The sequence below is a fragment of the Methylocystis sp. sgz306128 genome (assembly GCF_056032725.1).
The window spans coordinates 1-23,066 of the sequence record NZ_JBVYWO010000002.1 but is presented as its reverse complement, the minus strand read 5'-3'; the positions used below and the strand labels follow the sequence as shown (position 1 = coordinate 23,066).

The 23,066-nt window shown below is 59.4% G+C and carries 22 protein-coding genes and 1 pseudogene; 15 read left to right on the top strand and 8 right to left on the bottom strand.

What is annotated here, in order from left to right; genetic code table 11:
* Nucleotides 1–110: 110 nt before the first annotated feature.
* The 7 genes from AC0N03_RS03955 to AC0N03_RS03925 form a co-directional block, all read right to left on the bottom strand.
* On the bottom strand, nt 111–1,058 hold the full coding sequence (locus tag AC0N03_RS03955; protein ID WP_474287242.1) for a DUF1376 domain-containing protein: 948 nt from the start codon (nt 1,056–1,058) through the stop codon (nt 111–113).
* Nucleotides 1,033–2,496 (bottom strand): replicative DNA helicase, encoded by a 1,464-nt coding sequence (locus tag AC0N03_RS03950; RefSeq protein ID WP_474287241.1) that lies wholly within the window; start codon nt 2,494–2,496, stop codon nt 1,033–1,035. The genes AC0N03_RS03955 and AC0N03_RS03950 overlap by 26 nt, the downstream gene beginning before the upstream one ends.
* Entirely contained in the window at nt 2,493–2,717 is a 225-nt protein-coding gene (locus tag AC0N03_RS03945) for a hypothetical protein (RefSeq protein WP_474287240.1), read from the bottom strand. The genes AC0N03_RS03950 and AC0N03_RS03945 overlap by 4 nt, the downstream gene beginning before the upstream one ends.
* 113 nt (nt 2,718–2,830) lie before the next feature.
* The gene (locus AC0N03_RS03940; RefSeq protein ID WP_474287239.1) at nt 2,831–3,457 is read right to left on the bottom strand and encodes a hypothetical protein; all 627 of its coding nucleotides are present in this window, start codon (nt 3,455–3,457) and stop codon (nt 2,831–2,833) included.
* 230 nt (nt 3,458–3,687) lie between these two features.
* On the bottom strand, nt 3,688–4,941 hold the full coding sequence (locus AC0N03_RS03935; RefSeq protein WP_474287238.1) for a tyrosine-type recombinase/integrase: 1,254 nt from the start codon (nt 4,939–4,941) through the stop codon (nt 3,688–3,690).
* A 571-nt stretch (nt 4,942–5,512) separates the two neighbouring features.
* Nucleotides 5,513–6,949, bottom strand: a complete 1,437-nt coding sequence (locus AC0N03_RS03930) for a hypothetical protein (RefSeq protein WP_474287237.1) — start codon at nt 6,947–6,949, stop codon at nt 5,513–5,515.
* Nucleotides 6,950–7,221: 272 nt separating this feature from the next.
* Complete coding sequence (locus AC0N03_RS03925) at nt 7,222–7,494, bottom strand: glycine zipper domain-containing protein (protein ID WP_474287236.1); 273 nt, start codon at nt 7,492–7,494, stop codon at nt 7,222–7,224.
* 415 nt (nt 7,495–7,909) lie between these two features.
* Between AC0N03_RS03925 and purC the strand changes: the two genes are divergently transcribed.
* The 8 genes from purC to AC0N03_RS03885 all read left to right on the top strand — a co-directional run bounded on the left by purC (nt 7,910) and on the right by AC0N03_RS03885 (nt 16,011).
* A complete protein-coding gene (gene purC, locus AC0N03_RS03920; RefSeq protein ID WP_474287235.1) occupies nt 7,910–8,707 on the top strand; it encodes a phosphoribosylaminoimidazolesuccinocarboxamide synthase in 798 nt (265 codons plus the stop codon).
* Nucleotides 8,704–8,943, top strand: coding sequence for a phosphoribosylformylglycinamidine synthase subunit PurS (purS, locus tag AC0N03_RS03915; protein WP_474287234.1), 240 nt, complete (start codon nt 8,704–8,706; stop codon nt 8,941–8,943). Before purC ends, purS begins: the two co-directional genes overlap by 4 nt.
* The gene (gene purQ, locus AC0N03_RS03910) at nt 8,943–9,632 is read left to right on the top strand and encodes a phosphoribosylformylglycinamidine synthase subunit PurQ (protein WP_474287233.1); all 690 of its coding nucleotides are present in this window, start codon (nt 8,943–8,945) and stop codon (nt 9,630–9,632) included. Before purS ends, purQ begins: the two co-directional genes overlap by 1 nt.
* 21 nt (nt 9,633–9,653) lie before the next feature.
* Complete coding sequence (gene purL, locus AC0N03_RS03905; protein WP_474287232.1) at nt 9,654–11,849, top strand: phosphoribosylformylglycinamidine synthase subunit PurL; 2,196 nt, start codon at nt 9,654–9,656, stop codon at nt 11,847–11,849.
* Nucleotides 11,850–11,935: 86 nt separating this feature from the next.
* Nucleotides 11,936–12,169, top strand: coding sequence for a BolA family protein (locus tag AC0N03_RS03900; protein ID WP_474287231.1), 234 nt, complete (start codon nt 11,936–11,938; stop codon nt 12,167–12,169).
* A 33-nt stretch (nt 12,170–12,202) separates the two neighbouring features.
* Nucleotides 12,203–12,535 carry a Grx4 family monothiol glutaredoxin gene (gene grxD / locus AC0N03_RS03895; RefSeq protein WP_474287230.1) on the top strand — a complete coding sequence of 111 codons (333 nt, stop codon included), beginning with the start codon at nt 12,203–12,205 and terminating at the stop codon, nt 12,533–12,535.
* Between the two features lie 130 nt (nt 12,536–12,665).
* Complete coding sequence (locus AC0N03_RS03890) at nt 12,666–14,675, top strand: exopolysaccharide transport family protein (RefSeq protein ID WP_474287229.1); 2,010 nt, start codon at nt 12,666–12,668, stop codon at nt 14,673–14,675.
* Entirely contained in the window at nt 14,659–16,011 is a 1,353-nt protein-coding gene (locus AC0N03_RS03885; protein WP_474287228.1) for a VpsF family polysaccharide biosynthesis protein, read from the top strand. Before AC0N03_RS03890 ends, AC0N03_RS03885 begins: the two co-directional genes overlap by 17 nt.
* On the opposite strand, the gene tlpA is transcribed toward AC0N03_RS03885, so the two are convergent.
* Nucleotides 15,989–16,630 carry a thiol:disulfide interchange protein TlpA gene (gene tlpA / locus AC0N03_RS03880; RefSeq protein WP_474287227.1) on the bottom strand — a complete coding sequence of 214 codons (642 nt, stop codon included), beginning with the start codon at nt 16,628–16,630 and terminating at the stop codon, nt 15,989–15,991. The genes AC0N03_RS03885 and tlpA overlap by 23 nt on opposite strands.
* 27 nt (nt 16,631–16,657) lie before the next feature.
* Between tlpA and argH the strand changes: the two genes are divergently transcribed.
* The 7 genes and pseudogenes from argH to AC0N03_RS03845 all read left to right on the top strand — a co-directional run.
* Complete coding sequence (gene argH, locus AC0N03_RS03875) at nt 16,658–18,037, top strand: argininosuccinate lyase (RefSeq protein WP_474287226.1); 1,380 nt, start codon at nt 16,658–16,660, stop codon at nt 18,035–18,037.
* Between the two features lie 87 nt (nt 18,038–18,124).
* On the top strand, nt 18,125–18,346 hold the full coding sequence (gene lptM / locus AC0N03_RS03870; RefSeq protein WP_474287225.1) for an LPS translocon maturation chaperone LptM: 222 nt from the start codon (nt 18,125–18,127) through the stop codon (nt 18,344–18,346).
* Nucleotides 18,347–18,353: 7 nt separating this feature from the next.
* Complete coding sequence (gene lysA / locus AC0N03_RS03865; protein ID WP_474287224.1) at nt 18,354–19,616, top strand: diaminopimelate decarboxylase; 1,263 nt, start codon at nt 18,354–18,356, stop codon at nt 19,614–19,616.
* Nucleotides 19,617–19,667: 51 nt separating this feature from the next.
* Nucleotides 19,668–21,983: a DUF4175 domain-containing protein gene (locus AC0N03_RS03860; RefSeq protein WP_474287223.1), complete on the top strand. Its 2,316-nt coding sequence runs from the start codon at nt 19,668–19,670 to the stop codon at nt 21,981–21,983.
* Between the two features lie 119 nt (nt 21,984–22,102).
* Nucleotides 22,103–22,288, top strand: a complete 186-nt coding sequence (locus tag AC0N03_RS03855; RefSeq protein WP_474287222.1) for a twin transmembrane helix small protein — start codon at nt 22,103–22,105, stop codon at nt 22,286–22,288.
* A gap of 9 nt (nt 22,289–22,297) precedes the next feature.
* Nucleotides 22,298–22,891 (top strand): cob(I)yrinic acid a,c-diamide adenosyltransferase, encoded by a 594-nt coding sequence (locus AC0N03_RS03850; RefSeq protein WP_474287221.1) that lies wholly within the window; start codon nt 22,298–22,300, stop codon nt 22,889–22,891.
* A gap of 99 nt (nt 22,892–22,990) precedes the next feature.
* Nucleotides 22,991–23,066: pseudogene (locus AC0N03_RS03845) on the top strand (electron transfer flavoprotein subunit beta/FixA family protein); the annotation flags it as partial.

The window sequence follows — 23,066 nt, the reverse complement described above, 5'->3', positions numbered from 1 at the left end:
TTCGGGCAAAACACCAATTTAGCTGGTAGTGTTCGCCCGAATTTGGTTGCCGTTCTGAATGCATTATTTTGCTTAAAGCTAAACAAAATCTATTAATCCTGCCAGGTACTTCATTCTTCATTTTCCTTTTTGCGGGCGGCGTCGATCACGCGCTGCGGAACCTTGCAACGGGGTTTGCCGGGCTCTGGGCCAAGATCCTCGGGCCAGCTTCCGGTTTCGTCGTAATGGCGGATGGCGTTCATCACCGTAGTTTCGGGCCAGATGAAGCCGCCGCCAAAATCAATCTTGGGGACGTTGCTGGCAGGCTTGCCGTTGGCGTGGGCAATCTGCTTGGGTTGATCTGCAAGGCGGTCCTTGGCCTCCCTGCGGCACCAGGGCGTGAGTTTTGCCCATGCTCTCGGTCGGAAGTTCGGCGCGGCCATGGCCGCCTGAATACCGGCCTTGATGTCGGCTTCGGTAATCCCTTCCTCGAGCAGGGCTTCGATCTCGTGCCAGTCCGTTGCCAAGGCTACGGGCTCCATGCCGACGATTGCGAGACATTCGGATTGAAGTTTGGACCGCCGAGGAATTGATCTGGCCGGGCTCGGTCGCGCGGATGAAGATCTATTATCCTCGGCAATACGGTATTTATTTTCAATATTTATCATTTGCATTGCTTCCGGGTCATTTTCGCTTATGCGTTCGTGATGCGAACGCATGAAAAATGCATCGTCAGTCGCAAATGAGTCCGCACCCGCTGCTGCGCGGCTTTTCGACCACCTGGATTTGGCCGAACTGGAAGCCTGAGACGATTTTTTATCGCAAATCGCGATATCCCGATCGAGCCGCGCGTGGCGCCAGTTATCCTGAAACGAAGCTGCCAGGGTCGGGCGATACTTTTTCCATTCACGCTCGGTCAGTTTGGCAATGCGCGCCAGTTGGCGATCATCGTTGGGCAGAGCATCGTGCTGCCAGTAGTACATCAGAAGCTGACTATAGGCGCCCGCCTCCGTGGCGCCGAAATGGGCTGTTTCTGACTGATATTCGGCAATATTAACGGGCATGTAAGGACGCTTCATCGAATTTTCCTTTCGTTGCTCTTGCGGTCATGATGGATGCGCCCATGTCGCACCACAGATCTATTGTGCGCGTCTGGCCGGCGCGGTTTTTGCCGATAATCAATTCGGCGTCGGACTTGATAGTTTCGTAATAGGCTCGAGTTGTGAGATCGCCGTTGCGATATTCGGGCGATGTCTTGACGTAATAGGCTTCGCGGTGGATGAAGCCGACCACATCGGCATCAGCTTCGATGTCGCCGGATTCGCGCAGATCCGCCAAACCAGGGCGGCGGTCCTTGCGGTCGCGGTTCTCAAGGGCGCGGTTCAACTGAGCCAGCAGCACGACACACAGGTTCTCATCCTTCGCCAGCTGCTTGAGGCCGCTCGTGATCTCTCCGACTTCATAAACGCGGTTGCCGCGATAGCGGTCCGAGGCTTTGATGAATTTCAGATAGTCGATAAACACGACGCCCAGCCGCAGCCCGCGCTTGGCCATGCGTTGCTTTTCGGCGCGCACGCGCATGGCGATTTCCGCGACCGAGAGGCGGGAGGCAAAATCCAGCGTGAGAGGCGTGCGCTTGATATGATCGCGGGCATCCCTGAGCCGCCACATCTCATCGTCGGTCAGATCCTCGGCGCGCATGATGCGACCGAAATAGATCGGGGCTCGGAATGAATAGGTGTAATCCGAAAGCAGGCGCGCCGTCATTTGCTCCCTGGGCACTTCCAGCGAGAAGAACAGGACGCCCTGGTCGCGTCGGGCGACCTTGAGGGCCAATGTGCCAGCGAGCACGGTCTTGCCCATTCCCGGCCGTCCTGCGAGCACCCAGAGCGTTCCAGGGCGATAGCCTCCGGTGTCCTTGTCGAGATCCTCAATGCCGCTCCTGATCCCTTCATCGAGGATCTCATGAGAGCGGATCCTTGCGGCGCGCTCGAGCAGCTCGTCGACACAATCGCCCAGCATTGCCCGCGTGTTCTTGGCGCTGCCGTCCAGGGCGAGGGCGTGCAGGTTTGTCATCGATGCGCCGGCGAGATCCTGGACGCGGCCGGAGGCGGTGTTATAAGCGTCGTCCAATCCGCGCTCATGGAGCTTGATTAGGGCGCGGCGCTGCGACATTTCGGCGATGTTCAGGGCGTAATCGCGCACGTTGAGCAATGTTGTCGACTCGCCGACGATGAGCGCGAGATATTTGCCAAGGCTAACCTCGCCGGCCTTGGCCTCGGGAAGCATGGTCTTGATCGTGGCTGGCGTTGCGACCTTGCCGGCGACGATCGTCGTCACCATCACGTCGAATATCTGTTTGTGAATATCTTCGAAGAAGTCGTCGGCCTTGAGCACGTCGACGACGCGGTTCAGGGCCTCGTTGTTGGTGAGGATGGCGCCGAGCAATGCCTGTTCGGCCTCGAGATTGTGCGGCAAGGATTTAGAGTTCGTTGGTGTCGGAGCGTGATCCATCATTCACGCCCCGAGTCGCTCGTAGACGATTTCAAACCCGAGATCCTCTGCGAGATCCATTCGTCGAGGTCAGTGCGCGAGTAGAGAACGCGACGGCCGATCGTGCGGAAACGCGGCCCGCCGCCGAGGCTGGCCAGCTTTGAGAGCCATGCAACGGCACCAATTTTATATTTATTTTTCAGATAAATAGACGCTTCATTCCGCGTCAGAAATGTCTCATGCATGGTCGCGTGCCCTGCTTCGAGGACGCTGGAGATTTCCAAGCGCGACTAGCTATTTCTGCGATATTTGAAACCCTGTCTGCCACCAAAGGCGCCTTGTATCGGACACAAGGACCCTATTGTCGGTTTTTCACGGAGACTTTTTTCGGAATTTCCCCCGATCGAGCCCATGCGCTCAACAGACCTGTGTAATTTCTTTCGTTAATCGGCTTGGTCTCGACGCCTTCGCCGATCGGGGATTCAATAAAATCGCGGAAAATTTGCGCATCGGAGACCTTTGGGTCTTGCGTACGCGCCGCTCGCGCAAAGCCCATAAACGCATTCCGCCAGCCTAAATCCGCCTCGCCAGATCTTTGCCGGCCCCGGGTTCGACCGGAGTGAACGGCTTTTTGAAATTGTCGATATCGCTCAATTTCCAGCGGCTCACGAAAATGCAAATCAAATCGCGTCGTTTGCTCAATCAATGTTGAGACGGTCTGGTAACCAAATTCCGCCCGATCAGGATTATCCATTTCCAGTGGCTCAAGAATGCCGACTACCAGCCGGTCGCAAACCTGCTGAAGAAAATCCAGATCACGACGCATTTTGTAGGCCGTTCCGCCTTCGCCAAGAACCAGCCTGTCGTCCGTTTGTTCTATTCGATCGATGGTTTCTTTTAATCTTTCAAAAACACCTCGCAACCTCGCCTTTGCTGCATCTAGACCAGCGCGCCCATTTGCAGTTTCAACAGGATCGTCCGTCATCTTCGCTCCGCAAACGACTGAGTGGATGTCTAAAATGAATATGGCCTAAAATAGACGCGAAAACCTTCGCACTCACCCCATATCCAACGCTTTTTCTTCGGGTGAACGTCAACACAATGGCGAACAACGGCGGCTTCGATCCAAGGCCTCTGGCTCATCGCAATGCGGGGGTGTCCTGACGCGGGCCGAACGAGTATCAGCCCGTTTCACTAGAGCCAAAATGCCAGGGTCTATCCGCTGCGGCGACCAAGCTTGGACATCAATTCTTCACCGATTGCATCCGCGGCTTTGCGCAGCGGGTCGTCGGCAAGATGCGCGTATCGCGCCGTGGTCTGTGGCTGTGTATGACCCAACAGCTTGCCTATCAACGGCAGGGCCATGTTGCCGCTCACGCCGACAGACGCGAAAGAGTGCCGCAAGTCGTGAATGCGCAGATCCGTCAAACCAGCAGCACGGCGAATGGCATCCCACGGTTTTTTGAGATCCGAGCGCGGCCTTCCTGCAAGTTTGCCCGCGATCAAGTAAGGATTACCGGCGATCCTCGGCAGGTTGGCGATGATCTCCAGTGCCGGGGCGGACAGGACGATAAATTTCTTGCCAGTAATGCGCGATGTTTTATGATTATCCAAAGTAATAACGCCGCGCTCGGAATCGAAATCGTTCCATTTTGCTTTGACGATTTCCTGAAGCCGCGCTCCGGTAAGCAGCAGGAGGCGAATTGCCGCGATCGCGAAGGGATCGACCTTCGTTCTTTGATTGGCTTTGGGAACGTGTTTGGTCTTCTTGGCCGCATCCACACTCCAATCCAGCCCGACCGATTCAGCCAGTCGCAGCGCGTCGCCGAGACGTGCCAATTCCTCGCCTGACAGATAGCGCTCGACCTTTTTTTCCTGAAATCGCTTGATGCCCGCCGCCGGATTGGCCAGCCCGGAAAATATGTCTGGATCGACCGAATGGGTCCAGACTGACGAAATGACGGCCAGAACGCGATTGGCCTTCGACGGCGTATCGGCGAGTGAATCGAACAGTCTTTTCACGTCCGCACGTTTGATTTCGGTGATGCGTCTGGAGCCGATTGCTTTGAAAATAACCTGTTCGAGCAAACGTTTATAATCTTTTGCGGTCGTTGGACCGCACTGCCGTTCGGCATGCAGCCTGATAAACTCCTCGCCGATTTCCCTGAAAGTCGGAATTGCGCGCGCGGTTCGGCGCGCTTCCACGGGATTAGCGCCCGTGGCCACTTGCCCGAGTAACTTTTTGGCTTCGGTTCTTGCCTGATCTGGCGTCAATACGCCATGCGAACCAAGGGTAATGCGCTGCGACCGGCCCAGGTGACGATATTGGATCACGTAGATCTTCTTGCCGGTAGGATAGGCGACGATTCCGAAGCCGCTGACATTGTCGTCCCAGACGGCCAGCCGGTCTTTACCGGCGGGACAAGTCAATTCGTCGACAGCGCGTTTTGTGATTTTGATGTTAGCCATTTGCCACCTTTTACAGAGACGTTCCGGTAAGCACCCGGTAAGCATCGGTAAGCAAATTCAGGATAACACCGGTAATCACCGGAAATCAACGGAAACATTAATCTCGAATAAAATCAATGTTTTAGATATTTTAAGTAATTCTCAGATTTTTCCAGAAAAGTAAGACCATACCATTCGTAATGATGGGGTCGGGAGTTCGATTCTCTTCTGCGCACCAGCCACTTTAGTTTTGAAGCCTGTTCCGACAAAAAAACGTCGGAAAATCAATAATTTCGATTCAATTAGCCGCACAGCTCAGGCTTTTATCTCTTGATCCGGCAGGCCGTCTCGAAGCTTTGCCGGTGGAATTTTCAGCTTTTGGGCAAGCGAAAGACGCTATCTTTTGGCCAAAATCCTCAAATATTGTTTGTTGAAGCGGGATATTTGCGCGACGCGCTGCCCGATCAGCCGAGATCCAGCAAACGAAGGTGACGCTGCAAATAGTCTCAAGCTTGCGGCAGCCGCCTGACCGGAAGCGCATTGTCTGATGTCTTGAAACCTGTTTCGTGGAAAAGCCCGGACGCGCGGCTTGTCAATGCGTCTGACTTTTTACGTCGAAAACATAAAACGCCGGAAAATCATAGCCCGCAGAATTCGCCACGCTGTGGTGGCAGCTCATGCAACTGATCGGAGATGCCTGCGTGAAGCTTTCCATCGTGGTGTTGGCCAGATTCGCGTTAGGTTCCGTATTGTTTCCGGGGAGCTGATAGACATCCACCGGGGCGTTCTTGTCCGCGCTCCCGCCGGGGAACGGCAGCCCGTCATTTTCCGGCCCCTCCGGCACAGTCACCGTTGGCCATTGCGTCACGACGAGCATGTAATTTTTCCAGACCGTGTCCCGGATCTGGGGCAGCGCCCAATAGGCGCGGTTGATGGCCATGAGCTCCGAATTGATGGGTCGCTCACGGACGATCTCCATCGGAGCGGGATCGGTTTTCGGAGCATTGCTGATGCTGACAGGCGCGGTGGCCTGCCTTGCGGCCGATGGCGATTCAGCCGGGGCGCCCGCCGCCGGGCTGTGATAGGCATAGGGCAGCTGCGCCTCATGCGCGTCCGGCTCTCGCGCCGCGCCGGTTCCGGCCGGCGGGACATTGTCGACATGCTCAAACGAACTCCAGATCCACTGCGGCCTGTGGGGTGTCTTGACGGCGATGTGCAAGCCGACAAGTGCGATGTCCTGCCTGCTGCAAACCGGCTTTCCGGCGGCTTTCGTCGCGGCGACATCGAGAACTTCGGCATCTTTAACGACATAATACCGGGCGCGCACGGCCGGGGTGTCACGTTCATTCAGGATGCGCCAGGCCGCTTTCACATCGATTGAACCGGGCCGGAAATGCGCAGGCTTTGCTGCGGAGGGCAACCGGCGCGCCGAGGTCCATCCGGAGCGGACGATGGACTCGAAGGCGGCTGCGTTCACGCGCACTTCGTAGCGCGTGTAGGTTCGGTTTTGCGCAACAAGCGGGCTGACGAATTCTCCGGGCGCAAATCCCGCCTGATTGAAATCCGAATAGAGATTGAACGAGCTGAGTGTTTTGGTCCGGTTGCCGACCCGGGCCCCGCAGGGGTTAACGCCCGCATAGCTGTGCCATTGCGCTGGCGGATTCGCACTCGGCTGGAAAATCTCGAATCGCGACTTGTATGTCTCCCAGACGCGCGGGCCCGATGCCCCCAAAGGTTTTGCGCGATCCGGCTCGCCGCGGTGACGGGGATCGGTCAGCGCTGGCCATGAGAGTGCAATGAAGGCCCGCCAGCTGAAATTGCCAAAGGCGGGAAAAGGATCGGGCCGGGTGGCCGGCACGTCGACGATCGGATCGGGCAGGACCTTTGGCGTCACATCGTCGGCCAATGCTGCGTGAGGCAACGAAAGGGTCAGGAACAGAATCAGGGCTGCGGCGCGCGACAGTCCCTCAACAGCGGTTCTGGCGAAAAATCCTGATGCCGTCAGATCGGACGCTCTCTTGCTGAACACAATTTAAAACGCCTTCCAGCACTTTATGAAACGCTTCTTCACCTGCCGTCGGATTCTGGGAGCAAAATCCTGCAGCTCGGATGAGATATTCGATCACATCTTCGGCCAGATTCCTACTGTCAAGTACAGGACAGATCGTCGCCAGCGCGCACGCCGCATCCGGCCGGAGCAAGGTCCGCTCAGGCAAGGGCGCTGCGTTACTTCCGGCACTTGTATCGGATGATCAGCCCCAAGCGTTTGCCGCCCGCTGTCCTGGCGGGCGGCCCGCCGCATCAGCGATAGCAGCTGTGGGTTTCGGGATCGTAATGGTAACGGCAGCGATGATGGTGATGACGCGGACGCGTGGCATCGGCCACGACGGCGCCGACGGCTGCTCCGGCCACGCCGCCGACAACAGCTCCCGTGGTGGTGCCTGTCGCCACGCCGCCGATGATTGCGCCACCTGCGCCGCCAATGGCAGCACCGCTCAGCATGCGCGTGTCGCGCTGCGTTTCGCATGCGCCCAACGCGAGTGCCAAGGCGCTAATGGCTATTATTCTTATCATAATGCCAATCCTTTTCCGGGTTACTTGCTTGCAGAATGAGTTTTGGTCAATCAGCGGCAGGAGCGCCTCATATACTGCGCCTGTCCCAGATGCCGCATCCAAGACTAGCATATTTGTCGGTTGTCCGTGAGGGAAAATTTTCCACACGACCTTCCTGAGGCTGTTTGGGCCGCGCATGATGAACAAAGACCTGCCCGGTCATCCGTAATTTGAAAAATCCCGGCAACCTCACGGGTTCGACGTATCGGTGAATTGCTGCGTAAATGCTTGTTTGCGGCCTTAAAAAGGCCTAGCGTGCAAAGTTAAGGTTGACCCGTGAGCCCGGTGGGGTTACGAGCAGGCGAAGCTCTCGCGTTGGTAAATGCATTTTTTCTGCCTTGAATGCGGGCTGGAAAAGGCAGGCCCTGGAGCACAAATGGATTTTCTCAAACCACGGTTGATCCCCATGAACCGCCGTCGCAAAATTTATGAAGGCAAAGCCAAGGTTCTTTACGAAGGCCCTGAGCCGGGAACTCTTGTCCAGCACTTCAAGGATGACGCCACTGCATTCAACGCCAAAAAGCATGAGGTGATTGAAGGCAAGGGTGTGCTGAACAACCGCATTTCCGAATATATATTCAATCATCTGAATGCGATCGGCGTGCCGACCCATTTTATCCGCCGCCTCAACATGCGCGAGCAGTTGATCCGCGAAGTGGAGATCATCCCGCTGGAAGTCGTGGTGCGCAATGTCGCCGCCGGCTCCCTTTCGACCAAGTTGGGTATCGAGGAAGGCACGCAACTGCCCCGCTCGATCATCGAATTCTACTACAAGAACGATGCGCTCAACGACCCGATGGTGTCCGAAGAGCATATCACGGCATTCGGCTGGGCCACGCCGCAGGAGATCGACGACATCATGGCGCTGGCCATCCGCGTTAATGATTTCCTGTCCGGGCTGTTCCTCGGGGTTGGCATTCGTCTAGTCGATTTCAAGATGGAATGCGGCCGCCTGTGGGAAGGCGACATGATGCGCATTGTCGTGGCGGATGAGATCAGCCCCGATTCCTGCCGTTTGTGGGATGTCAAATCCAATGACAAAATGGACAAGGACCGCTTCCGCAGGGACATGGGCGGGCTTGTCGAAGCCTATACGGAAGTGGCGCGCCGTCTCGGAATCATGAAAGATGACGAACCTGTGCGCACGGGCGGTCCAAAACTGGTGCAATCATGAAAGCGCGTGTCACGGTCACTCTGAAAAACGGCATTCTCGATCCGCAGGGCAAGGCGATTGAAGGCGCTTTGCGCAGTCTCGACGTGCCGGGCGTTTCCTCCGTTCGGCAGGGCAAGGTCTTCGATATCGAACTCGCCGAATCCGACAAGGGCAGGGCTGAGGCGGCGCTGAAAATTGCCTGCGAGAAGCTGCTGGCCAATCTTGTGGTTGAAAATTACCGGGTCGAGCTGCTCTGATGCGCGCATCCGTTGTCACTTTTCCGGGCTCCAACCGTGAAGGCGATGTGGCCCGCGCGCTGCGTGCCGCCGGTGCGCAGGTTGATCATGTCTGGCATGGCGATCATGCCTTGCCGCCGGGCACGGATCTTGTCGTGCTGCCGGGCGGCTTCTCCTATGGCGATTATCTGCGCTGCGGCGCCATTGCCGGGCGCGCCCACATCATGGACGGGGTGCGCGCGCATGCCGCCCGCGGCGGGCTGGTGCTGGGTATCTGCAACGGTTTTCAGATCCTCGTTGAAAGCGGGCTTCTCCCCGGTGTGCTGATGCGCAATGCCGGTTTGCGCTTCGTGTGCCGGATGCAGCATCTGCGCGTCGAGCGCAATGATACGCGCTTTACTTCGGCCTATCAGCCGAAACAGGTGATCAAAGTGTGCATTGCGCATGGCGAGGGCAATTACGAGGCCGATGACGAGACCATCGCGCGGCTTGAGGGCGAAGGGCTGGTGGCCTTCCGTTATTGCGATGCCGGCGGCAATCTCGGCGGGCGCGCTAATCCTAACGGCTCGCGCAACGACATTGCCGGAATTTATTCCGAGAAATTCAATGTGCTGGGCATGATGCCGCATCCCGAAAATCTGATTGAATCTCTCATCGGCGGCACGGATGGGCGCGGCCTGTTCGAGAGCCTGAGCCGCTTCGCGGCCTGAACATTTGCCTTGAGGTCGACCTTGTTGAAAGAACCCGCGATCACCCCGGAGCTTGTCGCTGCTCATGGCCTGAAGCCGGACGAATATCAGCGCATTCTGAAGCTGATCGGCCGCGAACCCAGCTTTACGGAGCTCGGCATTTTTTCGGCCATGTGGAACGAGCATTGTTCCTACAAGTCGTCGCGGCTGCATTTGCGCGGCCTGCCGACCAAGGCGCCCTGGGTTATTCAGGGCCCCGGCGAGAATGCCGGCGTCATCGACATCGGCGATGGCGATGCCTGCGTCTTCAAGATGGAAAGCCACAATCACCCCTCGTTCATCGAGCCTTATCAGGGCGCGGCGACGGGCGTCGGCGGCATTCTGCGCGATGTCTTCACCATGGGCGCGCGGCCCATCGCCTGCCTTAATCTGCTGCGCTTCGGCTCGCCCGAGCATTGGAAGACACGCGCGCTGGTCAGCGGCGTGGTGGCCGGCATCGGCGGCTATGGCAATTCCTTCGGCGTACCGACGGTGGGCGGCTCGGTCGGCTTTCACAAGCGCTATGACGGCAATATACTCGTCAACGCCATGGCGGTGGGTCTGGCCCGCGCCGATGAGATTTTTTATGCCAAGGCCACCGGTGTCGGCAATCCGATTGTCTACCTTGGCTCCAAGACGGGGCGGGACGGCATTCATGGCGCGACCATGGCTTCCGCCGCCTTCGAGGAGGATGCCGAGGAAAAGCGCCCGACCGTTCAGGTCGGCGATCCCTTTGCCGAAAAGCTGCTGCTGGAAGCCACGCTGGAGCTGATGAAATCGGGCTCGGTCATCGCCATTCAGGATATGGGCGCGGCCGGTCTCACCTCTTCCGCGGTGGAGATGGGCGCCAAGGGCGATCTCGGCATCGAGCTTGACCTTGATCGCGTGCCCTGCCGCGAAACTGGTATGAGCGCTTATGAAATGATGCTCTCCGAGAGCCAGGAGCGCATGCTCATGGTGCTTAAGCCGGGCATGGAGGCCGTGGCGGAAGCCATTTTCGTCAAATGGGGTCTGGATTTTGCCGTTATCGGCAAAACCACAGATACATTGCGTTTTGTCGTCAGGCATGGGGGCGAGGTCAAGGCCGATCTGCCGATCAAGGAACTGGGCGACGAGGCCCCTCTTTATGATCGCCCGCATGTTCCCACGCCGAAGCAGCCGGAAATCGAGGCTGCCAGCATCACGCCGCCGTTGCCCACCGGCCCCGCACTGCTCGAGCTGATCGGTTCGCCGGATCTGTGCTCCAAGCGCTGGGTCTGGGAACAATATGACCATATCATTTCCGGAAATGTGGTCGCGCGGCCGGGCGGCGATGCGGCCGTGGTGCGCGTGCATGACGGCCCGAAGGGACTGGCGCTCGCCACCGATGTGACGCCGCGCTATTGCGAGGCAGACCCGTTCGAGGGTGGCAAGCAGGCCGTGGCCGAAAGCTGGCGCAATCTAACGGCTGTCGGCGCGTTGCCTCTGGCTTTGACGGACAATCTCAATTTCGGCAATCCGGAAAAGCCGGAATTCATGGGGCAACTCGTCGGGTGCATTCAGGGCATCGGCGAAGCCGCCCGCGCGCTCGATTATCCCATCGTTTCGGGCAATGTGTCGCTGTATAATGAAACACAGGGCCGCGGCATTCTGCCGACCCCCTCGATCGGCGGAGTCGGGCTGGTCAGGGATGTGACGAAAACCGCGACTCTGGCCTTCAAAGCGGCAGGCGAGGCAATTGTGCTGATCGGGGAGACCCGGGGCTGGCTTGGCCAATCCACCTATCTTGCGGAAATCTGCGGGCGTGAAGAGGGTGCGCCGCCCCCTGTCGATCTGGTGCTTGAGCGCAAGACCGGAGATTTCGTGCGCGGTCTGATTGAGGCCGGCAGGGTGAGCGCGGTGCATGATCTTTCCGATGGCGGTTTGGCCGTGGCGCTGGCTGAAATGGCCATGGCGGGCTGCATCGGCGCGTCGGTCGCCCGGTCATCATCCGTTCCGGCCCATGGCTTCTGGTTTGGCGAAGATCAGGCCCGTTATGTCGTGACCTGCCCGCAGGATCGTGTGCCGGACCTGATGCAAATGGCCGCAGGCGCCGGAATTTCTGTGACTATGCTTGGCAAAACCGGTGGTGAAGCCTTGATCTTTGATGGCGAAACGCCAATCTCTCTTGGTGAGCTTGGTGCGGCGCATGAAGGCTGGCTGCCCGCTTACATGGCGTAACGGCATTTGCCTTTGCGGCTTGCGGAATTTACATGCCGGCTGCAGCGCCGGGACTGAAACGCGCAGAGCGAACGAGGTGAGTGACGATGGCGATGGAAGCGGCTGAAATTGAACGTCTGATCAAGGCCGCGCTGCCGGATGCGACGGTTGAGATCCGTGATCTGGCCGGCGATGGCGATCATTATTCTGCAACCGTCATTTCCTCCGCGTTCAGGGGCAAAACCCGCGTGGCGCAGCACCAGATGGTCTATGCAGCCCTTCAGGGACAGATGGGCGGCATTCTGCATGCCTTGGCCTTGCAGACTTCCGCTCCCAAATAGTTTGCCGCAGGACGGCGAAATTCGAGGTGTAAAATGAATATTCAGGATCGTATCAAAGCGCAGGTCTCCGAAAACGATGTCGTGCTCTTCATGAAAGGCACGCCGCAATTTCCTATGTGCGGATTTTCCGGTCAGGTCGTGCAGATTCTCGATTATGTGGGCGCGCCCTATATTGGCGTGAATGTGCTCGAAGACGCCGAATTGCGTCAGGGTATCAAGGATTATGCCAATTGGCCGACCATCCCGCAATTGTATATCAAGGGCGAATTTGTCGGCGGCTGCGATATTGTGCGTGAAATGTTCCAGTCCGGCGAGCTGGTTTCGCACCTTGCGGAAGCCGGTATCGAAGTAAAGGCCAAGGCCTGACCGCGCGGATACTTTAATTTTATTAAATTTAATAGCGCTTTAATCCGGAACTATTATATCTTTCCATATTCGGCAGGTGATATGCCTGCCGCTTGGGCCATAGGCCTTTGCCTTGCGTCAGGGATATGGAATGGAGACGGTTTCGGATACGGCGGTTTCTGATGTTGCCTTAGCGGACGGCGTAACGTCCGGCGACGTCGATATCCACGATGTGCTGGATATTTTATCCTGCCGCCGCCGGCTTGTCCTGGCCGTGCCTGCCGTGCTGCTCGCGCTGGCTGTCGTCTATTCCGTGCTGGCCGAACCCGTTTATCGTTCTGCCGCTCAGATCTATATGGACCCCGCCACGCCGCGCATGGCCAGCCTGGACCCGGATGGGAATGCCCCCGCCGCTGATCCGGCCGCGCAGGTTGCCAGCCAGATGAAGGTTCTCACGTCCGACGAGGTGCTGTTTCCGGTCATTGACCGCCTCAGGCTGACCGACGATATCGAATTTGGCGGCGCGGTCTATGGATTGTCAACTTTGGCCCGTCTGCTGACGGGCGAGCGCGTCGATACGGACAGGCGCATGTGGGCCTTGCGGCGGCTGCGCGATAAAATCATGGTTTTTAGGTCCGATCAGTCCTTTGTCGTCAATCTCACGGTCTCGGCGCGGCAGCCTGAAAAGGCTGTCAGGATCGCAGATTCGATCATGGCGTCTTATATCGAGCGCCAGAAGGCGGCCCGGAACGCCTATAGCCGGGAACTGGCGCAATTGGCGCAATCGCGTCTTGACGCGCTGCGGGTCGATGTGAGCCGGGCGGAAAATGCCGTCGAAGCCTATAAAAAATCCAATAATCTTGTCGGCCCGCCCGGAAAATTGGTGACCGATCAGCAATTGGAGGAAGCCAACAGCCAGCTCACTGCGGCCAGAACGCGGCTTGCCGCAGCGCAGGCCAAGGTCCGGCTGGTTGAAACGGCCAGCAAGGGGATCGGCAAACTCGATTCGCTGCCCGAGGCAATCCAGTCGCCCACGATCATGCAATTGCGCGGTCAGGCCGCCGCCATGTCGCGCGAGGAGGCGCGTCTTGGTCAGCAATATGGCCCCGAACATCCGGCGATCATCGCCGTGCGCGCGCAAAAAGGCGATATTCAGCTTGCCATCAACGCCGAACTTGGTCGCATAGCCCAGTCTGCGCGCAATGAAATGAGCATTGCGCAAACCGATACTGCCGAACTGAGCGCCAATTTTGAGCAGTTGCGGCTTCTGGCGCAAAAGAACAATCAGGCACTGGTGGCCCTTCGCGAACTGGAGCGAAAGGCCGAAGCCAGCCGGTCGATCTATCAGGCGTTTATGACCAAGGCCAGCATCAGCGGCGAACAGCCCGCGCTGGAAATGAGCAGCGCCCGTGTGATTTCGCCGGCCAGTCCGCCGGAACATCAGAGCTGGCCTTCGCTGATGATCCTTTCTGGCGTGGCTGTGGTTGCCGGAAGCGCGCTCGGCATTATGGCGGCTTTGCTGGCCGAGCGATGGGAGCGCGCGCGCAGCGCGCGCCGCCGCATTTTACCGCAGCAAGCGGTCCTTGGCGCGCTTCAGGCGGCAAGCAAAGATGCCCCGCCTCTGCAGGCGTCTAAAAGCCGGTCGGTCATCCTCTGGCTTGAGGCCCAGTCCGGACTGCTTGCCAGCAATGTTCTTGATTTTGCAGAAAAGACTGCGCAGCGCAAAGGCGCGGTTGTCGTTATCGATCATGATTTTTCCGCCGCCGGCGTCACGCATGAATTTCAACTGGCCAACCGCCCCGGCCTGCGGGATTTTTGTGCGGGCCTGTGTGAGATGGAGGATGTCGTCTACCGCATTCCCCGGACGAATGTGATTTTGATCCCGGCGGGTCGGCCGCAAAGCCTGTCCAGATCAGCGACAGAAACGGCGCTGCGACGCCTCATCGCAAAGATGCCGGAGCTGGAGCAGGTGGTTATCTGCGGGGGTCTTTTCAAAAACCGGGAATATTTTCTCACCGGACGCGGCTTTATCGACGAGATCAGAATTTTTTCCGGTTCGGTGCCCGCACCGCGTCTTGATCAGATGAGGGCCGCGCTGATTCAGGCCGAAGAATGGGCGAATATCACATTTACGGATGATCTGCGTGTCCGGCGCGGGTGAATTGCGGGCGTTCGCGCCTGATGCGCGGGCCATGCCGGAGAGCCGAGCCCTTGCAGCACGAACCGGTTTGGTTCCGGCGCCGCGATCCATTCAGGCGATGATGTTGGTTTTCGTCCTGCTGATGATTTGTCTTCCGCCCGGATTGCTGGATCAGATCGGATATGATTACGGCACGCGGTTCGGCAGCGTATTTACCCGGATACATCCCTCCGCCTATTGGGCATTTCTGGTGATGACGGCGTTTGCCGCAACCTGTCCGCTCCGGGCAGACCTGATGCGTTTCGTGCTCAGCAAGCGGCTCGGCACAATTTTCTATGCTATCACGGGCCTTCTGGTGGTGCTGACGGCCATTGCGGGGCAGCGCGATGGCAAAAGTTCGTTCTCTGACACCACGCCCGGCGTGCTGGCCTGTCTGCTGGTGCTGCCTTTCATGTCCGATGCGGCATTGCGGAAATGGGAACGCCTGCTGCATGTCGTTTTCTTTTGCAATGCCGTCCTTGCGATCAGCGAATATGTGCTGCACCGCAACCTCTTTCCGCAGGCGGATTATGAGAATGGCGGCTTTCTGCCCGATCCGCGCGCCACGGCGCTTTTTGGCCATCCGCTCACGAATGCGGCGCTGTCGGGCACCTACGCCGTCAGCCTGCTCTGGGGCGGCGCAGGGCAGCTCTCCATTATCCAGAGGCTGGTCTGTTATCTGTTTCAGTCGCTGGCGCTTGTCGCGTTCGGCGGACGCACAGGCTTCGTTGTGACGATTCTCATGTCGCTGATCTGGCTGATTATACGCTTTGTGCAGTTTCTTCGCGGCCGCAAGTTCGCATTTGACGCCCTGTTGCTGGTCAGTCTCGCCATCGCGGGGCTGGTCGCACTTGATTTCATGCTGTATCGCACACGCTATTTCAGCATCATTCTCGACCGTTTCATTGCGGATGGCGGCAGCGCCGAGGCACGCCTGAACACGTTACGCATGCTGGGCGACCTGCCAGCGCTGGACATGCTCTGGGGGGCTGACGCCGATGTGATCAAGTCCCTGCAATTGTCCTACAATCTGCAATGGGGACTGGAAAATCCCTATCTGAGTCTGGCTTTGCACCACGGGCTGGTGCTCGCCGTATTGGTGATCATCGGCTATGGGCTGGTTCTGCGCGAAGTCTGGCGGGATCTGCGCCCCGCCGCGCTGGCGCCGATCATATGTTTCATGATCATATGCAGCAGCTACGAATCCTTCGGCACCAGATTATATCAATTCTCGCTGTTTCTGGTGATGGTTTATGTGCTTTTCCGCCGCGGCGACGACAGGCGCAGGCCGCGCCTCACGGCGTCAGGGCTGACCTGATGAATTTCAGCGCTTCGGCGCTGTCCCATCTGGCCGGGCCTGCCAGATTGGCGAGTTCGCAGCCTTCCGGCGAGATGATGAGGGTTGTCGGCATGCCGAAAGCCTTGCCGGCCGTTTTCAGGTTCTGGAACACGTCTGCCGAGGGGTCGTTGTAATAAGCGAGGTGGCTGACCTTGATCTCGTTCAGGAACGCCTTGGGATGATCGAGATTGCGCTGGTCGATATTGACGGCAACGACATTGAAATCCTTGCCGCCGAGCTGGGCCTGCAAAGCATCGAGCGCCGGCATTTCCGTGCGGCAGGGGACACACCATGTGGCCCATAGATTGAGAAGGACGGTCTGACCCCTGAAATGCGCGAGACTGAGCGGCGCGCCGTCCGGCCCGTTGAATGTCAGATCCGGCAGCTTCTGCGGCTGTTTAGCCACCGATATGGCCGCTACCTCGCCCTGCGCCAGCGGGCGCATCCGGTTGGCTATTGCCGACGAGAGCGGGCAATCGCCGGTGCTGGTGTTTTTATGGCCGGTGCGGTATAGCACCGAGCCGAGAACCAGAACGAGGAAAATGACGCTGACCAGAGACAGGCGCGGCATTGATTTGAGCTTGAACGGGTTGGACATCGGACCTGCGGGCGTTGAGGAGTGCAGATGAGCAATAAAATGTGGGGTGGCCGATTTGAGAGCGGCCCGGACGCCATCATGGAAGAGATCAACGCCTCGATCGATTTTGACCGCAAGCTGGCGAACCAGGATATTGCCGGATCCAAGGCGCATGTCGCCATGCTGGCCGAAACAGGTATTGTCACTTCCGATGACGCGCTGACCATTAGCACCGGCCTTGATCGCATCAAAGCCGAAATCGATGCGGGGCAGTTCACATTTTCGCGCGCGCTCGAAGATATTCATATGAACATCGAGTCGCGCCTTGCCGAACTGATCGGCCCGGTCGCCGGCCGCCTGCACACTGCGCGCTCGCGCAATGATCAGGTCGCGGTGGATTTCCGTCTGTGGGTGCGCGATACCGTCGATGCGCTCGATGCGCAACTGAGGGATCTGCAGAGGGTGCTGGCCGAAAAGGCGGTGACATTCGCCGGCGCGGTGATGCCGGGCTTCACGCATCTCCAGTCGGCCCAGCCGGTGACGTTCGGGCATCATCTGCTCGCTTATGTCGAAATGTTCGGACGCGACCGCACCCGCCTGCGCGATGCGCGCGCGCGCCTCAACGAATGCCCGCTCGGCGCCGCGGCGCTGGCAGGAACCTCATTTCCCATCGACCGGCATATGACGGCGAAAGCCCTTGGCTTTGACAGGCCCACGGCCAATTCGCTCGACAGCGTCGCCGACAGGGATTTTGTGCTTGAGGTGCTGGCCGCGGCTGCAATCTGCGCGGTTCATCTGTCGCGGTTCGCCGAGGAGATCGTTCTCTGGGCGACGCCGCAGTTTGGCTTTGCCCGACTCTCCGATAAATTTTCCACCGGCTCGTCCATCATGCCGCAAAAGCGCAATCCCGATGCGGCGGAGCTTGTGCGCGGCAAATCCGGCCGCATCATCGGCGCGCTCAACGGATTGCTGATTGTCATGAAGGGTCTGCCGCTGGCCTATTCCAAGGACATGCAGGAAGACAAGGAGGGTACGTTCGATGCGCTCCAGTCGCTTTCGCTCTGCCTTGCCGCAATGACCGGCATGGTGCGCGACATCGAGCCCAATCTGCCGCGGATGAAGGCGGCTGCCGGTTCGGGCTACGCCACGGCGACGGATCTGGCCGACTGGCTGGTGCGGGAGCTCAGGATGCCGTTCCGCGAGGCGCATCATGTCACCGGACGGCTGGTTGGCCTGGCCTCGGGCCAGAACAAAGGCCTGGAAAAGCTTTCTCTGGCCGAGATGCAGGCGGTCGAGCCGCGCATCACGGCGGCGATTCAGGCTGTGCTGGGGGTGGATAAATCAGTGCGCAGCCGCACGTCCTATGGCGGCACGGCTCCGGGCAATGTGCGCAGGCAGGCCAGAGCCTGGCTGAAAAAGCTGGGCTAGGCTTTTTCGCATTCACGGGTCGTACCGGATTTTGCATTCGGACGGCTTGCGCTATAGTCGGTTTTTGTTCGGAATGCGGGGGATGGAATGGCTCGCCGGGGATTGGTGATCGTGATGCTGGCGCTGGCTCTTGCCGGCTGTGGCCGCCGAGGCGCGCTCGAGCCGCCGCCGAGCGCCGCTGCGCCCGCGGCTTCCGCCGACAAGCCGGTCGTCTCCGGCGCCGATGTGGCGCTTACGCCCAGCAAGGCACATAAACCGCCGCCCATCCAGCCGGGTAACCAGCCTTTTATTCTTGATCCGCTTTTGTGAGACACTGATGCATCATTTTCATCGTGTGAATGGCGTTCTTCATGCCGAAGACGTTGACCTGCGCGCCATTGCCGCAGAGGTCGGGACGCCGTTCTATTGCTATTCGCGCGCCACGCTCGAGCGGCATTTCAAAGTTTTCTCCGCTGCGTTCCGGAAAAAGGCGCTGATCTGCTACGCCATGAAAGCCAATTCCAATCAGGCTGTGCTCAGGCTGTTCGCACGGCTGGGCGCAGGGATGGATGTTGTGTCCGAAGGCGAACTGCGCCGTGCCGTTGCGGCCGGTGTGCCGGGAGAACGGATCACATTCTCTGGTGTCGGCAAGACCATGCGCGAGATGGATTATGCGCTGGAGCAGGATATTCTGTGCTTTAACGTGGAGTCCGAACCGGAGATGCGCGCGCTTTCCGCACGGGCTCTGGCCGTGGGCAAGACCGCCCGTATCGCGCTGCGCGTCAACCCGGATGTCGACGCGCGAACCCATGCCAAAATCTCGACCGGCAAGTCGGAGAACAAGTTCGGCATTCCCATTTCGAAGGCGCGCGAGGCTTATGCCGAGGCCGCCAGCCTGCCGGGCCTCGAAGTCACCGGAATCGACATGCATATCGGCTCGCAGATCACCGATCTGCAGCCCTTTGACGATGCCTTCGCGCTTCTTGCGGAGTTTGTCGGCGTTTTGCGCGGCGATGGCCACAAGATCGACCACCTCGATCTGGGCGGAGGTCTTGGCATACCCTATCACGCCAATAATGAGCCGCCGCCCCATCCGGAGGCCTATGCCGCCATTGTTGAGAAGCATACGGCCGGGCTCGGCTGCCAGCTGATTTTTGAGCCGGGACGCCTGCTTGTGGGCAATGCCGGCATTTTGGTGACGGAAGTAATCTACGTGAAGGCCGGCGAGAACAAGACCTTTGTCATTGTCGATGCCGGCATGAACGATCTTATCCGCCCGACGCTTTATGATGCTCATCACGAGGTGCAGCCGGTTGTCGAGCGCCACGATGCCGCCCATATCCGGGCGGATATTGTCGGCCCGGTCTGCGAAACGGGTGATTATCTCGCCCTTGGCCGTTCGATGGCGCAGCCGCATCCCGGTGATCTGCTCGCCGTGATGTCGGCGGGGGCTTATGGCGCGGTTCAGGCGGGAACCTACAATTCCCGTGCGCTGGTGCCGGAGGTTCTGGTTTCGGGCGCTGATTTTGCGGTTATCCGTCCGCGCCAGCCGTTTGAAAAATTAATTGCTCTGGACAGAGTGCCCGATTGGCTGGCTTGATGGCGCGGGGTCAGGGACGCCGGCTAGCCTCTGTCCGGCGAGGGTGAGAGCGTGCAGGAGTCCTTTGAAAGACTGGTGTGGCGGGCAAGGCTGGTGCTGCTCACGGAGCGGCTCTGGCCGGGGCTGGCGCTGATCTTTCAGCTGGCAGGACTTTTTATCGCTTTGTCGCTGCTCGGGCTCTGGCTTGTCCTGCCGCTCTGGCTTCATCTGGCCGCGCTGGGGCTGTTCGTTCTGGCCTTTCTGGGACTGCTGGGGATGCAGGCGCGCGGGGCGTGGCCGCGCCGCCGCGATGCGCTGCGGCGTCTGGATGCCGATTCCGGTCGCGGCCTTGCGCTGGCTGAAGCGCTGGCAGACAGGCCGGTTGGCCCGCAGGACGGGCAATCGCCGCTCTGGACCGCGCACCGGGCGCAGCTTGTCCGCGGTCTGGCGCATCTGCAGCTGCGTCGGCCGGATCTGGCGCTGGCGCGGCGCGATCCCTATGCGCTGCGGTTTTTGATCTTGCTTGTTCTGTTTGCCTCGGCTTTCGTGGCCGGCCCGGAAAAGGAACTGCGTCTTCGCGCCGCCTTCGCGCTGGCGCCGGGCAGCGCTGCGCCGGTGCTGGCCCGCGTCGACGGCTGGATAAATCCGCCAGCCTATACGCGGCTGCCGCCCGTGGTTCTGATCAATGGTTCGATGGCCGCGCTGTCCCGAAAATCGCAAGATTTCGATGTGCCCGTCGGTTCAATCGTTGTGCTGCGCGGCGGATTTGGCACATTGACGGCGGATAAGGGGCTCGATGCATTGCCGGGGCAGGGCGAGGATCATCGGTTTGTCCTCAAGGCAGATGCTGCGCTCCGGCTTGCGGGCCAGTCCGGTTCTGCCGGCTTCGTGTTTCATGCCGTGCCGGATCTGCCGCCCGCGATCAGCGTGGTCAAGATCGAGGCCTTGCCGCGCGCCAAATTGCGCCTGACCTATAAAACCGACGATGATTACGGCGTCGTTGCCGCCGAAGCCCGGTTCCTGCCCGGCCCCGAACTGACGGACACCCATCCGCTGGTGCCGCCGCCCGATGATGTGCTCACGCTTGCCGGAGATCACGGCCGTGGCGAGGCGCAGACGGTGCTCAATATCGGCGATCACCCGTGGGCAGGTGCGAAAGTGCGCCTCGTGCTGATGGCGCGCGACGGCGCCGGACAGGAAACCCGCTCCGCGCCCGTGGAAATGACCCTGCCGGAATTGCCGCTGCGCAATCCGCTGGCGCGCGCCCTGATGGAACAAAGGCGCAATCTCGTGCTGGAGCCTCAGTTCGGCCGCGACAGGGTCGATTACGCGCTTGAGGGCCTGCTTATCTCGCCCGATGATTTTCCGGTTTATATTCCGGCCTATCTTGGCATGCGCGCGGCCTGGCTGATGCTGCACCGGGCCCGTACCAACACCGAACTTCTGCTCGTCGCGCAGATGTTGCACGATGCCGCGCTCGATCTGGAAAATCATGGGCTCAGCCCTGCCCGCCAGCAGCTCCGGGCGGCGGAGCAGGCCCTGCGCGATGCTATGCGTAACCATGCCTCGCCGGAAGACACCGCCCGTCTGATGCAGGATCTGCGTGATGCGCTTCAGCAGGTGTTGCGCGAGGCGCAGCAGCAGCCCCCGGCCAAGGGGCGCAGACAGGCCCGGGTGCTCACGCCTGAGGAATTACAGGCCATGCTCGACCGGATGGGCGACATGGCAAAATCCAACGATACCAAGGGCCTTGAGTCCATGCTCGATCAGCTTGATCAGATGGCTGACAATCTGACATCGGCGGATGAGGGCGCCCCAGATTCCGCGCTCGACAAGGCGCTGGATGCGCTCGACCAACTGAGTCAGGATCAGCAGGGCCTGCGCGACAAAACATTTAGTAAGGGCATGCAGGGACAAGCCGATGAAAACAAGGGCCTGAGCGACAGCCAGCAAGCTTTGCGCGATAAGCTGCAGGCGCTGCAGGATGCGCTTTCGCAATCTGGCGAGGCGGGGGACAAGGCGCTGGACGCGGCCCGCGAGGCGATGAAACAGGCCGAGTCGGCGCTTCAGAACGGCGATGGACAGGCGGCTCTCGATGCGCAGGGCAAGGCGCTCGAAAATTTGCGCAAGGGCGCGCAAAATCTGGCGCAGCGCGCGCAATCGGGCGAGGGCCGGGGGCAGAGTGCCGGTTCTGGCCGTCCCGATCCGCTCGGCCGCGGCCGCGATGGTCAGGGCGGCATGAATGCCTTGCGCAATGCGGATCCGCTGCCCGAAGATCTGCGGCGCAGGGTCGAGGAAATCTTCCGTGAGATCGAACGCCGTGCCGGGCAGATGCAGCGTCCGCCGGCTGAGCGCGACTATCTTGACCGGCTGTTGCACGATTTTTGAGAAACTGAATTTTTTGGCGCCGAATATTGCGGCAAATGCGCCATTGGCCTTTTTATCCAATGACTTTGCCCCATCTGACATGGTAGGTGCGCTGTTGCGATAGAGATTGGGGACGAACGATGAACTCAAGCTGGCTGGTGGTGATCTCGGTTCTGGCTGTGGCTGTGGTCCTGGTGCTGGGGCTGGCTAATATGCTGCGGGGCGGAAGTTCAAGCCGTTCGCAGACGCTGATGCGCTGGCGCGTCGGGCTTCAGTTCATCGCCATCATATTGATCATGGGCGTCCTGTATTTCCGGGGACATTGAGGAGAGCAGATGGTTCGGCTCAACCGTATTTATACACGCACCGGCGATGATGGAACGACCGCGCTGGGCAGCGGCGAAAGGCGCGTGAAATTCGACCTGCGCGTCGCCGCCTATGGCACGGTGGATGAAGCCAATGCCGCCATCGGTCTGGCGCGGCTGGCCACCTCTGCCAGCAGCGATGCCGACATGCAGCGGGTGGACGCGATGCTCGCGCGCATCCAGAACGATCTTTTTGACCTTGGCGCCGATCTGTGCGTGCCCGAGGGGCCCGAGCCGCCGCCCTATGAGCCGCTGCGCATGATCGAGGCGCAGGCCTTGCGTCTTGAGCATGAAATTGACGAGCTGAATGAGGCGCTCTCGCCGCTGCGGTCCTTCGTGCTGCCCGGCGGCACGCCCGCTGCGGCGCATCTGCATCTTGCACGCACAATCGCGCGCCGGGCCGAGCGGCTTATCGTCGAGCTGGAGCATGCGGAGCCCGGAAAGGTGGGCGCTGCCGTGCTCAAATATATCAATCGGCTGTCGGATTTCTTGTTTGTGGCGTCGCGTTTTGTCAATTCACGCGGAGAAGGTGATGTTCTCTGGATACCCGGCAAAAATCGATAGGGGTCATTCCAAAAGACGATTTGACTTGGCCTTTTGTCAATATTACCAAAACGGCCACGGACGCGGTCGGTTTTGGCCAAAGATCGGGAGCACATCGAAATGAAGATTCTCGTGCCCGTAAAGCGGGTTGTTGATTACAACGTGAAGATCCGGGTCAAGGCGGACGGGAGCGGGG

Excerpts from the sequence above, each read along its gene's own strand:
- tlpA (WP_474287227.1), bottom strand. The coding sequence starts at position 16,630 with ATGTCCAACCCGTTCAAGCTCAAATCAATGCCGCGCCTGTCTCTGGTC.
- purS (WP_474287234.1), top strand. The coding sequence starts at position 8,704 with ATGAAAGCGCGTGTCACGGTCACTCTGAAAAACGGCATTCTCGATCCG.
- AC0N03_RS03935 (WP_474287238.1), bottom strand. The coding sequence starts at position 4,941 with ATGGCTAACATCAAAATCACAAAACGCGCTGTCGACGAATTGACTTGT.
- grxD (WP_474287230.1), top strand. The coding sequence starts at position 12,203 with ATGAATATTCAGGATCGTATCAAAGCGCAGGTCTCCGAAAACGATGTC.
- AC0N03_RS03900 (WP_474287231.1), top strand. The coding sequence starts at position 11,936 with ATGGCGATGGAAGCGGCTGAAATTGAACGTCTGATCAAGGCCGCGCTG.
- AC0N03_RS03955 (WP_474287242.1), bottom strand. The coding sequence starts at position 1,058 with ATGAAGCGTCCTTACATGCCCGTTAATATTGCCGAATATCAGTCAGAA.
- purQ (WP_474287233.1), top strand. The coding sequence starts at position 8,943 with ATGCGCGCATCCGTTGTCACTTTTCCGGGCTCCAACCGTGAAGGCGAT.
- AC0N03_RS03855 (WP_474287222.1), top strand. The coding sequence starts at position 22,103 with ATGAACTCAAGCTGGCTGGTGGTGATCTCGGTTCTGGCTGTGGCTGTG.
- lptM (WP_474287225.1), top strand. The coding sequence starts at position 18,125 with ATGGCTCGCCGGGGATTGGTGATCGTGATGCTGGCGCTGGCTCTTGCC.
- AC0N03_RS03850 (WP_474287221.1), top strand. The coding sequence starts at position 22,298 with ATGGTTCGGCTCAACCGTATTTATACACGCACCGGCGATGATGGAACG.
- AC0N03_RS03890 (WP_474287229.1), top strand. The coding sequence starts at position 12,666 with ATGGAGACGGTTTCGGATACGGCGGTTTCTGATGTTGCCTTAGCGGAC.
- argH (WP_474287226.1), top strand. The coding sequence starts at position 16,658 with ATGAGCAATAAAATGTGGGGTGGCCGATTTGAGAGCGGCCCGGACGCC.
- AC0N03_RS03945 (WP_474287240.1), bottom strand. The coding sequence starts at position 2,717 with ATGCATGAGACATTTCTGACGCGGAATGAAGCGTCTATTTATCTGAAA.
- lysA (WP_474287224.1), top strand. The coding sequence starts at position 18,354 with ATGCATCATTTTCATCGTGTGAATGGCGTTCTTCATGCCGAAGACGTT.
- AC0N03_RS03940 (WP_474287239.1), bottom strand. The coding sequence starts at position 3,457 with ATGACGGACGATCCTGTTGAAACTGCAAATGGGCGCGCTGGTCTAGAT.
- AC0N03_RS03925 (WP_474287236.1), bottom strand. The coding sequence starts at position 7,494 with ATGATAAGAATAATAGCCATTAGCGCCTTGGCACTCGCGTTGGGCGCA.
- AC0N03_RS03950 (WP_474287241.1), bottom strand. The coding sequence starts at position 2,496 with ATGATGGATCACGCTCCGACACCAACGAACTCTAAATCCTTGCCGCAC.
- purC (WP_474287235.1), top strand. The coding sequence starts at position 7,910 with ATGGATTTTCTCAAACCACGGTTGATCCCCATGAACCGCCGTCGCAAA.